A 13,134-nucleotide genomic window follows, 5' to 3' on the forward strand; every position below is an offset into this window, starting at 1 on the left:
TGTGCCTACGACGCCGCGGAGCCGGTGGTCGACCGGCGGCCTGTGCCCATGATCACAGCAGTGAGCAGGACCGCCAGGCGATCGGCACACGCGGCGACCACTGTCCGCCGTCGCCGCGTACGACCACGTACGCGGTAAGCGGCGCTTTGAACGAGCTCCCGCCGCACAGGACGCGCCCCGTGTCGACCGAGAAGCTGCCCGCCGGTCCATTGCCGCCCGACTGCGCGGTGGCACGGCCCTGCCACAGCACCCCGCCGTCCGAGGAGCGCTTGACCTGGACGGTGACCTGGGTGCCAGGCGTCAGGTAGTAGCCGCGAACGGCCACCGTCTGGTACGGCCTCTCGTTGGTGGTGGAGCAGGTTTCGCCGTCACAGGAGGGCCCGTTGCCGGCGTGGTTGCGCTTCATCATGATGACCCAGGCGAGCCTGCGGGCCGCGCTGTCGTTGTCGCGCCGCGCCTGGGTGCGGGAGCTGGGGACCACGCACCGGTAGTCGCCGGGATACGCCTCCCGCCAGACGAACCCGGTCGTGCACGCGTGCCAGACTCCTGACGCGTTCTCCGACCGCGTCCGGTCGCGTACGGACGGGTCCACGCATACGTGGTCGCTTGGCCGCGCGCCGCGCCAGACGTACCCGCTGGTGCAGGTGTCGGGGGCGAACGCGGTCTCGGCGCCGGCTCCCGTGACCCCGAACAGCGACCACGCCAGGCACCCCGATGCTGTCATCGCCGCGAGCCTGCCGGACCGTGTGAGCATGTTCTTCCTCCGGGAGAGATCAAAGGACTAAGCGCGGGCAGGCACTCCCGGCCCCCGTGATCGCATCCTGTCCCGCGGCCCACCACCGGGACATGAGTAGCCCCTACTCATATTTCGCTCTCTGGAGTGCGGCTCGTGTTCTGGCCGCCATGGCGCCGTCCACCACCGGGTGCGGTTGGCATGGGAGTGGCCGATCCCGAATTCCGCTCGCGCGCAGGCCTTCCAGCTGGGTTCCTGTCAAGTTCAGCGTGTTGAAGTGGGCGGGCGGGCCTTGGTGTGGGCGGTCGGCGGTCCTCGAGGACTGGCAGGCCACCCACGGAGTACGGCGGCCTGCCAAGTCCTGCCTGCCTAACTCGGCCATAGCCGACAGTGGTTGCGGTCAGAGGCCGATGTCGGTCAGCCACTGCCCGGTGGTGCGGGGGCTGACGCCGAGCAGCTTCTGGGCGGAGTTCTCGGGCGTGATCGAGCGGTCCGGGAGCGTGCTCATGGCCGCGTAAGCCCCGGCCACGTCGGCGGCGGGGCCCTCGCCGATCAGGGGGGCGATGGAGGTGCGGAGCTGCTCGGGGGTGATCTGCTCGAAGAGCACGTTCTTGCCGAAGTGGGTGCCGAACGCCTCGGCCAGGTCCGGTCCGGTGATCGCCGGGTCCTGGCCGACGGAGACCATGCCGGTGACGTCCGGGCGGTCGAACAGGGCGACCGCGACGTCGGCGATGTCCAGGTGCGACGCCCAGGAGACGGGGAAGTCGGGGCGGATCGGGTAGGGCAGCGCGCCCCGTTCGCGGACCGTGTCGATGACGTACGGCATGAGCAGGTTCTCCAGGTACAGCTCGGGCGCGATCACCGCGTACGACACCTCGCTGTCGGCCAGGCCGCTGACCAGCGCCGAGACCGCGTCGTCGCCGGTGGGGTCGATCGGGAAACCGCTGGTGGAGAACACCACGCGGGCCGGGCGGGCCTCGCGGACGGCGGCGACGATGTTGCGCGCGTAGGTCTGGCGGTCTTCTTCGGAGACCACCGGCAGGTGGACGAACACCCCGTCGGTATTCCGGTACGCCTCGGTCAGTTCCTCCGTGGAGGAGTATCCGGCGGCCACGACGCGCGCGCCGTCCACGACGGCGTCCGGGTTGCGGGTAAGAGCGGTCACGGACTTGCCCGCGGCGGCGAGAGCGGCGACGACGGGGGCACCCTGGGCGCCGGTGGCGCCGTGAATCACGTAGGTCATGACGTCATTAGTGCATACAATGCATCAGTTACATCAACTGCACTAATGGGATACGGTCAGAAATGTGACTGATCCCTGTCTTCCCGAGTGCGGTGTCGCCCGATTCCTCACCCTGCTCAACGGCCCGTGGGCCACCTTGATCGTGCGCGAACTGCTGCATGGCCCCCACCGCTTCACCGAACTGCGCGACGCACTGCCCGGCATCAGCCCCCACACCCTGACCAGCAGGCTGCGCCAGTTCGAGCGGCACGGCATCGTGACGCGCACCACCTACGCGGAGATCCCGCCGCGCGTTGAGTACGAGCTCACCCCTCTCGGCGAGGGGCTGCGCGACGTCCTGGAGGCCATGGGGACCTGGGCCATGGCGGTGCCGGATCCCGGGACCGACGTCACCGTCTGACGTGCGCCCCCGCCCGGCGGTGCGGACGCGGTCACGCCGAGGACACTAGCCTCTGCCGTCCGCGCCGACGGCAGCCCCCACGTGACCCCGGTCTGGTTCCTCCTCGACTCGACCGCAGCCTGTCCTGAAACATCATGATTGAGCAGGGCTGGCCGGGCATGCATCCCATCAGTACGAGGAGTCACATGGCAGACGGCTTCAACCCTTCGGGAATCTGGGCGCCGAACGGACGGGCGTTCTCACAGGGCGTCATCCAGGGCGCGGGAGAGGTTGTCCACGTCACCGGACAGGTCGCCTGGGACGAACACGGCGAGGTGATCGGCGCGGGTGACATTGAGGCGCAGATGGAGAAGAGCATTGACAACATCCGCCGCATCCTCGCCGCCGTCGGCGGTCGGCTGGACGACATCGTCTCGATGACGATCTACTTTCTGCGCCGTGAGGATCTGTCGACGATCCAGCAAGTACGGTCCCGGCATTTCTCACCTGGCTCCGCCCCCGCCAGCGTGTTGATCCAGGTTCCCGGACTGGTACTGCCGGAGTTCCTGGTGGAGCTCGTACCGATCGCCGTGATACCTCTGGAGCGGTTCGTTCGCCCAGCTTAGGACTGTGATCGGAGAAGATCCCTGATTGCTGGTCAGGCTGCTGCGGGGCAAGGCCCCCCGCAACGGGCACCCCCAGCGGCCGCCGGCCTGGTGGGAAGCCCAGCGCACACGAGCGCACCAGGCGCGGCGCGCCGGTCGTGGCGGCCGCCCCCGCACCCGCACACCGTCCGACATTGACGGCCCGCCGCCCGGCCGCGCGGCCGGTGCGCAGCCACCCAGCCCGCCCCCGACCACATTCGCCGCCGCCCCGGGCATCGCCAGCCGAGCCACCTGGACACGACCGTCACCCTAACTCCGTGCCGCGGTCGTGACGCTCGCTTCGCGTTTCGCTGCCGCCCTCACGGACCAACGCTGACAGCGATGTCTTCGGCATGCCACCCCGCAGGGGTGTCTCCGGCATACCGGCCTCAACACGAATGATCCACATTTTGTGCCATTCGCGTTGACAGCAGCCTTATTCCGATCGATGCTTTCTTCGCTGCGCGCCCATCTTTTGACCATCATGCCCAATATTTGGGCATCCCGGGGAGAAGTTCACGCCGTGTTCGCGATGCATTGCCTGAAACCCGAGGTCGGACCTGCCGCCGCCTTATCAAGGCGCCTCATGGAGAGTGGCGCGGGCCCGGGAGCCACCAAGGAGAGAGGCGTCGCGCGGTGCCGTAACGGCACGCCGCCCTGTCCTTCACCGCCAATCGGAGCGAACGCGCGATGACCGTCGTCACCGACCTCACGAGCAGGCGGCTTTCCGGCTGGTGCGATCTGCCCTGCTCCCCGATCGCGTCATCAATCGCTCGCCGCTGGGTGTCGGCGATGCTCGCCTCCTGGGATCTGCCTCTCTGCGCCGCCGTTGAGGCGACGATCATGGAGCTGACCAGTGAGTTGGTCACCAACGCGGTCCAGCACGCGACCCCTCCCGCTCGGGGATCCTCCGACATAAGGATCAACGTGCGGGCGGGGAACACCACGGTCTGGCTGGCGGTCTGCGACTCCGATCCGACCCTCCCCACGCAGCGAGCCCCTGACTTCCTCGCCGAAAGCGGGCGTGGACTGTTCCTGGTGGAGGCGCAGGCCGACCAGTGGGGCGCCGTCCCGCACGAAGCCGGCAAGTACGTCTGGTTCAGCCTGGAGTTGCCTCGGCGACGCCCGACGGTCGGGCGAGGTGCCGCATGGCAGGACATTCGCTGAGCGTTCCCCATCCGGCGCCACGAACACGAAGGAGAATCCCTCATGTCCCCCGTCGTTCTTCCCCACGACGTCCACGGCTCCGGGCCGCACCGCGTAATTGCGTTGCACGGCTGGTTCGGAGACCGCGGCTCCTTCAGGAAGATCCAGCCCTACCTGGACGGCGACGCCTTCACCTACGCCTTCCCCGACTACCGGGGGTACGGCGAGGCCCGCGACCTCACCGGCGAGTACACCCTCGCCGAGATCGCCGCCGACGTGACAGCACTCGCTGACAAGCTGGGCTGGGAGACCTTCTCCCTGGTCGGTCACTCCATGGGCGGCACGGCGATGCAGCGGGTGATGCTGGACGCGCCCGGCCGGGTCCGCAAGCTCGTCGGCATCTCTCCGGTGCCGGCCTCCGGCGTGCCGTTCGACGACGACGGGTGGGCGCTGTTCTCCGGCTCCGCCGAAAAGCCCGCCAACCGTCGTGCGATCATCGATCTCACCACCGGCAACCGGCTTCCGGGCACATGGCTCGATGAGATGGTGGACAACTCGCAGCGAAACTCCACTGTGACCGCCTACCGGGCCTACCTGGACGCCTGGGCGCGCACCGACTTCCACACCGAGGTGGCCGGCGCCGCCACGCCTGTGCTCGTCATCGCCGGTGAGCGCGACCCCGCACTTTCCGCCGACGTCATGCGGGGTACGTGGCTGCAGTGGTACCCGAACGCCGAGCTGCTGACATTCGCAGACGCCGGCCACTACGCGATGGATGAGACACCGTTGGCCCTGGTGTCCGCCATCGAACGTTTCCTGTCCGCCTGACGATCTCCAGATGGGATGTCCATGACCGACACAAACACGACGGTCAACGTGTTCGACCCGCGCATCTACACACAAGGCATCCCGCATGAGACGTACCGCTGGCTGCGCGACCACGACCCCGTGCACTGGCAGGAGGAGCACGAAGTCGGTGACTGGCCGGCAGGGCCCGGATTCTGGGCGGTGACCCGCCATGCGGACGTCGTACGCGTGCTACGCACGCCGATCGAGTACAGCTCCTGGCTCGGCGCCACCCAGATCCGTGACCCGGACCCCGCCGACCTGTCGTTCATCCGGCGCACGATGCTCAACCTCGATCCGCCGGACCACGGCCGGCTCCGGCGGATCGTCTCCGGCGTGTTCACCGCCGGGCGCATCGAGCGCCTCACGACCGGCATCGCGGCACGGGCGCGTCTGCTCGTCGACGAGATCGCTGAGCGAGGCGAGTGCGAGCTGCCGGTGGACGTGACCGACGACTACCCGATCCACAACCTCGCGGATCTCCTCGGCATCCCCTCCGCCGACCGCGGCCAGATCCTGGAGTGGACCAACCGCGTGATCGGCTACCAGGATCCTGAGCACGCGACAGTCGTTCACGGCCCGGACGGCAAGCCGGCCAACCCGCGATCCCCGGCCATGCTCACCGACATGTTCGAGTACGCTCACTCCCTCGCCGCCTACAAGCGCCGGAATCCGGCAAGCGACGTCATGACCGCGCTCGCCACGGCGGAGGTGGACGGGCAGCGTCTCACCGATCCCGAACTGTCGATGTTCTTCTTTGTCCTGGTCATCGCGGGCAACGACACTGTGCGTTCGGCCCTGCCCGGCGGGATGCTCGCCTTGCTCGACCATCCCGACCAGCATCGTCGGCTGCTCGATCAGCCTGAGCTCCTCGACTCGGCCATCGAGGAGATGCTGCGCTGGCATCCCCCCGTCCTCAGCTTCCGGCGTACCGCTGTACGCGACACCGTCCTGGCCGGGCGGCGCATCGCCGCGGGCGACAAGGTCGTCGTCTTTCACGGTGCCGCCAACTTCGACGAGCGGCAGTTCCCTGACCCGATGCGTTTCGACATCGCACGCCGACCCAATGACCACATCTCGTTCGGGGACGGCCCGCACGTGTGCCTCGGCTCCCGTTTCGCCCGGCTGCAACTCCGCGTGTTCTACCGGGAACTGCTTTGGCGGCTGCCCGACGTCGAACTCGCCGGACCACCGGTCCGGCTGGTGTCGAACTTCATCGGCGGCATCAAGCACCTGCCCGTGCGCTACACCCCCGTACCTCGCCAAGGCGTCCAATGACCGCGGAACAACACAGCACGGCCGCCTTCATGGCGGGCTCGAAGACGATCGACACCGGACTGCGACTCCTGGAGATCCTCAGGGACCATCCGGACGGTTTGACGATCACCGAACTCGCGCAGTTGGCAGGGATCCATCGCAACGCCGTCTCCCGCCATCTGACCGCCCTCGGCAACCACCGGCTGGTCGCACGGATCGGCACCCGCTACACCCTCGGCCTGGGCATCGTCGAGCTCAACGCCGCCGTGCAGCACAGGCTCCGCAGCGCGGCCGCCTCCGCGCTCCAGGTGCTGGCCGACACCTGCAACGCCACCGCTTTCATCACGGTGCTCGACATCGACGAGAGCCAGGCGGTCGTGCTCGCAGTGGCCGAGCCGCGCGCCTCACAGATCCACGTCAGCTATCGCGCCGGCACCCGGCATCCCGCGAACCGCGGCGCCTCGGGGATCGCCATCCTGGCCGGCCGCCCGCCCTGCCCTGGCGAGCGCCCGGCGATAGCCGAGGCCCGCGTCACCGGTTACTCGGTCACCGCGGGTGAGCTACAGCCCGGGGCGTGGGGTGTCGCCGTCCCGATCACCATGCCCGGGCGACCGGCCGACGCGAGCGTGGGCGTGGTCACCATCGGTGTGCGGGATGAGAGCACGATCGTCCCACTGGTGCTCAGCGCCGCGACCGAGATATCGCGGCTCCTCTAGGGTGACAGGGCAGGCCGTCTCGCCCTGCACCCCATCGCAGCGGTTCGATGCGCGTCACAGTCCCGTGCCGGAACACGTTCAGCACGGCAGCTCCCAGCGTTCACCGGTCGGCAGGTCGGTCACGAGCAGGTCCGGGCCGGCCAGCCGCGCCGCGTCCGAGGCGGTGCCGTTGGTGCGGAACAGCCGCGAGAGCGGGTCATGCCCGTGGGCGTCGTGCACGGGGACCAGCACCCGCGCGCCGAGTATGGACGTCCCCGCAACCGCCTGCGCCGGACCCATCACCAGGCGCGGGCCGAACAGCGGGCGCAACCCGTTGACCGGCAGCAGAGCGAGGTCTACCGGTGGCTGCTCGGCTCGGTACGGCTCCAAGAGCGCGACGTCGGCGATCTCACCGCCGAAGAACACCCGGCCACGTGCGGTGTCGAACGCATAGGCGTTGTTGGGCCACATCAGGGTCCGTCCCGCGGGCACCACCCGCATGGACACACTGGGGGCGATGTCACGGGTCTGTCCCCAACTCAGGCGCTCTGCCCGCAGGAAGCCGAGTGCCCGGGCGCGGCGCGCCATGCCGGCGGTTGGCACGTACAAGGGTGTGGTGTCCTTGGCGGGCAGGGCGCGCAACCCGCGTAGGTCCCAATGGTTGGTGGCCAGGTTGGTGACGACGATGGCGGCGAGCGGGGGCAGGTCGCAGGTCCCTAGGCCCAGTGGCTCTCCACGGCGCAGCCACCACCGTTCGGTGAACCACGGGTCGGTGAGTACGGGCTGACCGTCCAGCTCCAGCAGCACGCAGGAGTTGACTACGCGGGTGACCGCGATCGATGACTTGATCATGCCGTCAGCGTGCCGGTTAATGTACACATGAAGTCAAGCGAGAGCCTGGCCATTGGCGAGCTGGCACAACGGTTCGGCTTGGCCACGCACGTGCTGCGGCACTGGGAGAGCATGGGTCTGCTGGAGCCCGCGCGGCGTGCGGATGGTCAGCGCTCATACGGGTCGGCGGATCTGGAGCGCGTGGCGTTGATCCTGATGGGCAAGGAAGCCGGTTTCACGCTCAGAGAGCTGCGTGCACTGCTGTCCACCCCCAGCCCGATGGACCACCCGGACCTGCTGCGCGGCCACATCGAAGAGCTTGAGCAGCGCATCTCACAGGCACAGGCGGCCAAGGAGCTGATCGAGCATGCGCTTGCCTGCCCGCATAGCTTCGCCGAGTGCCGGCATGCTCGCGACCAGATCGCGTCACGGATTCCTCCTCCCTCCTGAGCCTGTCCAACCAGCATGACTTTGGCGACCGCGACCCTTTCGATGCCCCCAGGCCGTCAACGACGGAGCCGCGACCGCACGAAATTCCGGACGTTGACTTCCTCCCGCCGACAGGAAGACCTGAACAACTCCGCCCCAAACCGTCCGGACCAAGGTGTCGTGCCACAGGTCAGAACCTGTCCCAGCCAAGGTCGCCCCTCATTCAGGTTGTGGCGGTCTCGTACTGTGGGCGACCGGTGGTGCGGTAGGTCTGGATCGTCAGCCCCTTCGGGGTGGACTGCAAGTCGACCAGCTCGAGTCCTATGTCCGGGCCGGTGGCGGGGAAGAGCCGCGTGCCCTGGCCGACGACCACGGGATAGGTAAGCAGTACGACCTGGTCGACCAGCCGGTGGTTGAGCAGCCAGCGGATCAGGGTGCCGCTGCCCCACACTTGCAGCTCACCGCCCGGCTTGATGGCTCTCAGCTCGCCGATGGCGCCCGCGATGTCACCGGACAGGACGGTCGTGTCCGGCCATTGCGGGTCGGTGAGCGTGGTCGAGGCGACGTACTTGGGCCGCGTGTTCAACGCCTCCCCGACGGGGTTTCCCGGATCCATGCCTGCTCCCCAAGAGCCGGCGAAGATCTCGTAGGTCCGCCGCCCGAACAGGAACGCGTCGGCTCGCTGGAAGGCCTGGCTGATGAACGTCGAGGCCTCATCGTCGAGCAGTGGCGGGGCCCATCCGAAGCGCTCGAATCCGCCGCTGCCATCCTCGTCCGGCGCCCCGGCTTCGCGCCCGGTCCCTGCATCAATCCGTCGATGCCCCTGCGTCACTCCGTCGACGGAGACGTTCGTGACGGTCGTCAGTTTCATGGTCGCAGGTCCCTTCGCGCTGGGTCGTCGTTGGGTACGACCGACCCGCGGCGCCGATCTCATCGGTCGTGCACGGATCTGCCGCGAGTCGATGGATACCCCCACTGGGCACAACCGTCCCCTAAATCACACACCGCGACGCGAGGGTCCGCACCTGCCAAAACCGGCGAGTCCCCCTTGCCAAATCTGGCGACTCCATATGAAGCACCTTCAGACCATTTACCTCCAGAAGGTTCACCCTCAGACGATCATTCTCCTCTTGCCGGATCTACAGCACCGTAAGCCTGCCGATCATGAAGCGCTGCGCGAGAGGGAAAAAACCAGGCAAGGACGACCACGACGCGGGCGCGGCCGATCAGTCCGACTCCTCGTCGCTGCGGGTTCGTGGGGCCCCGAGCGTGATGGCGGCGATCACTTCGTTGAACGGCAAGGACTCCCACAGTTGCAATTTCCGTGTCGCGTAGTTCCAGTACATGCGGGCGGTTGGATCGTAGAGGACTGCGTTGCTGCGGCCTCCCACGATCTCCGCGCCAGCAGCGCCGGTCCGCCTGCACGCCGACGGCTGACCATCAGGTGCCGACGCTGACCACCAACCAGATTTGGGAGCGATCGCAGCCCTCCGGTGCCGATGTGATGATCTCCGCCTGTGCGGTTCCCCCGCCGAGTTCGACGGTTTTGCCGAGCGCCGCGGTGCGCCCATCCACGGTCAGGGTTTGCGCCGTCGCATCCCACTGGGTGCCCGCAGCCGGGAACACCGGCAGCCACCGTTGCCCGTCGCTGTCGGCGTAGAGGCAGCCCTGGTCCAGGACGAGGGTTCCGGTCAGCAGAGCGGCATCGCCCACTCCGGACTGGACGCGGTCGTAGCTGGCGAAAGGGTCCGCCGTCGAGGTCTCTCCGGTGGCCGTACAGGCGGCGAGTGCGAGGGACAGGACGAGGAAGCCGACTGCGGCCCTGATCGAATACATGGGTGCTCCGGTCGGTCGGACGGGCGTCTCGTCATTGGACGCACGACCGTGGGCACGCGTTGCGGCGCATGCCCACGGTGTTACGCATCGCCTCGGCTAACCGTACAGCAGGGAGACGTTGATGTTGGAGATGTAGTTGATCGCCATGTAGACGGCCCAGTTGCAGCCGGCGGTCCCGGTTCCGCTGGATGATTGGCCCTTGTAGATGCCGTAGGCATTGGTGGAGTTGAACCAGGGGCCTCCACTGTCACCCGGATAGCATTTCAGACTGGGACCGGACACGCGGATCCAGGTAGCCGAGCAGGTGACGCCGTTGCAGGCATTGCTCCAGGTCGGGCGATAGGTGATGGTGCTGACCGTGCCGCAACTGTAGCCGGTGGTCTTACCCCGGTGGCAGACGTAGTCACCATTCTGGCCGCTCCGCACCACGCGCCCCGTGAGCGTGCGCGTGGACGAGGTGCTGCTGGCGTGGAACCGCGGGTAGGAGACGTTGCTGGGACGGGTGTGCCATTGCACATCGGTGGTGGAGGTGCGTGCCTGGCTCCGGAAGCTGGTCGACAGCCACGTGCTGGAACCATAGTAGTGGTATTGCTGCGTGTTGCCGCAGTGTCCGGCGGTGAGGATACCCTTGATGCCCGCGGAGTTCTTGACAGAGAACCCGCTGGTACAGGAGGTCATCGGCAATCCGCCACGCTGGCCGTCGGCGGCGGACTGCGGCGTGAGCTGGATGTCGGCGGAGCGGATCTCTTCCGGCAGAGAGGCGGGCAGTGTCGCACGCAGCGCGGCCGTCACCGCCTCCTCCGACCGAACGCTGGTTGCCGCGCCGACCATGTCCAGCACGAATTTCTCGTTGGCCGAGTCGTAGTAGACACCTTCGACCGTGCCATGAGTATCGAGGGTGGTCCCAGTCGATTCGATGATCTTCTCGGCTTCGGCGATGCTGTACCGCGCCCCCGCTTCGAGGGTGACCGCTGGCGCGCCCTCGGCGATCTCCGCAGCCCTCTCGGGCACCTTGTCACCGGTGAAACGTACGCGGAGACCGAAGTCGCCCTCGTGATCGAGGGTCGATCCGGCGAAGGTGTCGGGGTAGGCGGCTTCGATCTCTTCCACCAGGCGGCCGTAGTCATTCTGTGCCGTGAGCCTGGCACGGGCCTCTTCGGTCGTGACCCCGAAGTCCTTGGCGTAGGACTCGGCATCCAGGGCGAGTCCGTCCTCGAGGCCGCCGTCGTCGGGTTCGTCATCGGTCGCGGCGGCGTCGACGACGGTAGGCGCTGCCTGCGCCGAGACCGGCGCCAGCAGCCCACCCGTGAGTAATAAAAGGAGTGCGGTCAGCACTCCCGGCATACGCTTGCTGATCCCCATGTTTGCCCTTTCTATTCCCCTGGGGCATATCTTCCTGTGAATCATGACTTGACAAGAGTCATTGGGCAAGAGTTGCGCTTTCCGGATAAGCCGCCTTCGATGCCGACCGGCACGCGGCCCGCCGGACGCTATTGGGATGTCGGCCTGCGCACGCCGCCGCCGGCAATATGTGGAGGCGTTCCAGGCGAAGGTCGCCGAGCACATCCACGCCTGAGCATGAAGAGAGGCCCGCCGCGCACCATCGCGCGGCGGGCCTGACTGCGTACTCGGAGCTACTGGGCCTGCTCGGCGTACTGCTCGATGGGCTCGCGCTCCCACTCTGTGGTGGCCTCGGGGTCGGCGTTGATGACCGCCTGGACCGCCGGGGCTCCGGCCGGAGTGGCGGGCGAGCTAGCCAGACAGGCCTTCAGGCAATTCATGGGCGTTTCTGCATTAAATATGGGTTTTGTCCGGTCCGGGTGGCCGATAGAAACCGGCGCATGGCCACACCTTCCCACGACCCTGCTGGTTAACTCGTGTCAGGCCGCGAGAGCGTGTTCTGCCAGTTCGAGGCGGGCGAGGTGGCTGGTACGGGTCCGGTCGAGCACGTGTCCGTTCCACCAGGCGCCCAGCCGGATGAGGTTGAGCGCCACGGCGGAGAAGACGTGTTCGAGGTGGACCTTCGCCAGTCCTCGGTAGCGGGCCCGGCGAACACTCGAAGCCATCGTGTCGATGGTGTGGTGATCCGGCGCGGGAGGAACTGCGGCCGGTCCAGCTGATAGCGCGGTCCCGCCTGGGGTTACTCATTCATCCCTCGACACTTGAACGACAGTTGAGTACTCTACGGAGAGTCATGGCATGACGACTTGTCAGCGGAAGCCGCCCTTCGTGAGGTGGACCGCGCGCAGGGTGCGGTACGGAAGTCCAGCCTCCGGGTCGCGCGGTTCTTCCTAGGGATGTGGCTCGGGAACACCGCCTACTGGCTGACCACGCTACTCGGCCCCGAAGCGATCAAGGACTACGCCATCTGGGTACCTACTGCCCTGGTCGTGGCCGGTGCCCTCTATATGGCCCGCCAGCGGGCCTACGGTCGGTTGCAGTCCCGGCTCTCGCGCTCCGTCACCTATGCCTTTGTGGGGACGACGGTGATCGGGGCGCTCTACAACATGTTCCTGCACCCGCAGAACCCGGGCCCGCTGTGGGCGGTGGCCGATGTACTGGTCGCACTGATCGCAGGCGCCCCTCTGCTGTATGGCGCGGTGCGCATATTCCGCTCCGCGGAGGACCGGTGACCCATCCACGGCACGCGCTCGACGAAATCATCCACGCCCCGGTCCGACTGTCCATCATGGCCATGCTCGCGGCGGCGGAAACGGTCGAGTTCGGCTTCCTGAGAGACACGATCGAGGTCAGCGACTCGCTCCTGTCCAAGCACATCCAAACGCTGGAGAAGGCGGGCTACGTGCAGGCGACGAAAGGCTTCGTCGGCAAACGCCCCCGAACCTGGCTGGCATTGACCGACGAAGGGCGCGACGCCTTCCAGAACTACACATCCATACTTCAGCAGATCACGAAGGGCACCCATCAAGCTTGAGACACAGGAACGACTGGTTGCGGCAGGAATGCTGGGCGTCCTTCCCAGGACGAATCGGCCGCCCTCGGAAGGACGCCCAGCGATGACCGCCTCGCTATGCCGGCCGTCGCCAGCAACGATCACCGTATGGGGAATGCACACAGCGTGCCATTGGCCGCTT

The 13,134-nt window shown here is 67.3% G+C and carries 17 protein-coding genes; 9 read left to right on the top strand and 8 right to left on the bottom strand.

Annotated elements, in window-relative coordinates; all coding sequences use genetic code 11:
* Positions 1-52 precede the first annotated feature (52 nt).
* Together Q9G87_RS27870 and Q9G87_RS27875 are read right to left on the bottom strand one after the other, a co-directional pair.
* Positions 53-724 (bottom strand): hypothetical protein, encoded by a 672-nt coding sequence (locus Q9G87_RS27870; RefSeq protein WP_305919443.1) that lies wholly within the window; start codon positions 722-724, stop codon positions 53-55.
* Between the two features lie 409 nt (positions 725-1,133).
* Positions 1,134-1,976, bottom strand: coding sequence for an NmrA family NAD(P)-binding protein (locus tag Q9G87_RS27875; protein ID WP_305919444.1), 843 nt, complete (start codon positions 1,974-1,976; stop codon positions 1,134-1,136).
* A 64-nt stretch (positions 1,977-2,040) separates the two neighbouring features.
* On the opposite strand from Q9G87_RS27875, the gene Q9G87_RS27880 reads away from it, so the two are divergent.
* The 6 genes from Q9G87_RS27880 to Q9G87_RS27905 all read left to right on the top strand — a co-directional run bounded on the left by Q9G87_RS27880 (position 2,041) and on the right by Q9G87_RS27905 (position 6,964).
* Positions 2,041-2,376 carry a winged helix-turn-helix transcriptional regulator gene (locus tag Q9G87_RS27880; protein WP_305919445.1) on the top strand — a complete coding sequence of 112 codons (336 nt, stop codon included), beginning with the start codon at positions 2,041-2,043 and terminating at the stop codon, positions 2,374-2,376.
* A gap of 185 nt (positions 2,377-2,561) precedes the next feature.
* Entirely contained in the window at positions 2,562-2,981 is a 420-nt protein-coding gene (locus Q9G87_RS27885; protein ID WP_305919446.1) for a RidA family protein, read from the top strand.
* Positions 2,982-3,689: 708 nt separating this feature from the next.
* Positions 3,690-4,166 carry an ATP-binding protein gene (locus tag Q9G87_RS27890; protein ID WP_305919447.1) on the top strand — a complete coding sequence of 159 codons (477 nt, stop codon included), beginning with the start codon at positions 3,690-3,692 and terminating at the stop codon, positions 4,164-4,166.
* A gap of 42 nt (positions 4,167-4,208) precedes the next feature.
* The gene (locus tag Q9G87_RS27895) at positions 4,209-4,973 is read left to right on the top strand and encodes an alpha/beta fold hydrolase (RefSeq protein ID WP_305919448.1); all 765 of its coding nucleotides are present in this window, start codon (positions 4,209-4,211) and stop codon (positions 4,971-4,973) included.
* Positions 4,974-4,994: 21 nt separating this feature from the next.
* Positions 4,995-6,269, top strand: coding sequence for a cytochrome P450 (locus tag Q9G87_RS27900; RefSeq protein WP_305919449.1), 1,275 nt, complete (start codon positions 4,995-4,997; stop codon positions 6,267-6,269).
* Positions 6,266-6,964, top strand: coding sequence for an IclR family transcriptional regulator (locus tag Q9G87_RS27905; protein ID WP_305919450.1), 699 nt, complete (start codon positions 6,266-6,268; stop codon positions 6,962-6,964). The genes Q9G87_RS27900 and Q9G87_RS27905 overlap by 4 nt, the downstream gene beginning before the upstream one ends.
* Positions 6,965-7,042: 78 nt before the next feature.
* Here Q9G87_RS27905 and Q9G87_RS27910 read toward each other — a convergent pair whose 3' ends face one another.
* Positions 7,043-7,795 carry an MBL fold metallo-hydrolase gene (locus Q9G87_RS27910; protein WP_305919451.1) on the bottom strand — a complete coding sequence of 251 codons (753 nt, stop codon included), beginning with the start codon at positions 7,793-7,795 and terminating at the stop codon, positions 7,043-7,045.
* A 27-nt stretch (positions 7,796-7,822) separates the two neighbouring features.
* Between Q9G87_RS27910 and Q9G87_RS27915 the strand changes: the two genes are divergently transcribed.
* Positions 7,823-8,224, top strand: coding sequence for a MerR family transcriptional regulator (locus tag Q9G87_RS27915; protein ID WP_305919452.1), 402 nt, complete (start codon positions 7,823-7,825; stop codon positions 8,222-8,224).
* A 202-nt stretch (positions 8,225-8,426) separates the two neighbouring features.
* Here Q9G87_RS27915 and Q9G87_RS27920 read toward each other — a convergent pair whose 3' ends face one another.
* The 5 genes from Q9G87_RS27920 to Q9G87_RS27940 form a co-directional block, all read right to left on the bottom strand.
* Positions 8,427-9,074 carry a dihydrofolate reductase family protein gene (locus Q9G87_RS27920; protein WP_305919453.1) on the bottom strand — a complete coding sequence of 216 codons (648 nt, stop codon included), beginning with the start codon at positions 9,072-9,074 and terminating at the stop codon, positions 8,427-8,429.
* A gap of 569 nt (positions 9,075-9,643) precedes the next feature.
* On the bottom strand, positions 9,644-10,039 hold the full coding sequence (locus Q9G87_RS27925) for a hypothetical protein (RefSeq protein WP_305919454.1): 396 nt from the start codon (positions 10,037-10,039) through the stop codon (positions 9,644-9,646).
* A gap of 96 nt (positions 10,040-10,135) precedes the next feature.
* Positions 10,136-11,401 (bottom strand): S1 family peptidase, encoded by a 1,266-nt coding sequence (locus tag Q9G87_RS27930; protein ID WP_305919455.1) that lies wholly within the window; start codon positions 11,399-11,401, stop codon positions 10,136-10,138.
* Positions 11,402-11,673: 272 nt separating this feature from the next.
* Positions 11,674-11,820, bottom strand: a complete 147-nt coding sequence (locus Q9G87_RS27935; protein ID WP_305919456.1) for a hypothetical protein — start codon at positions 11,818-11,820, stop codon at positions 11,674-11,676.
* A 99-nt stretch (positions 11,821-11,919) separates the two neighbouring features.
* Entirely contained in the window at positions 11,920-12,105 is a 186-nt protein-coding gene (locus Q9G87_RS27940; protein WP_371825834.1) for a transposase, read from the bottom strand.
* Positions 12,106-12,246: 141 nt separating this feature from the next.
* Between Q9G87_RS27940 and Q9G87_RS27945 the strand changes: the two genes are divergently transcribed.
* The gene (locus tag Q9G87_RS27945; protein WP_305919457.1) at positions 12,247-12,672 is read left to right on the top strand and encodes a hypothetical protein; all 426 of its coding nucleotides are present in this window, start codon (positions 12,247-12,249) and stop codon (positions 12,670-12,672) included.
* Positions 12,669-12,974: a winged helix-turn-helix domain-containing protein gene (locus tag Q9G87_RS27950; protein WP_305919458.1), complete on the top strand. Its 306-nt coding sequence runs from the start codon at positions 12,669-12,671 to the stop codon at positions 12,972-12,974. Before Q9G87_RS27945 ends, Q9G87_RS27950 begins: the two co-directional genes overlap by 4 nt.
* The last annotated feature ends 160 nt before the right edge of the window (positions 12,975-13,134 follow it).

It is taken from the genome of Nonomuraea turcica (assembly GCF_030718205.1).
In the GTDB taxonomy this organism is placed as follows: Bacteria; Actinomycetota; Actinomycetes; order Streptosporangiales; family Streptosporangiaceae; genus Nonomuraea.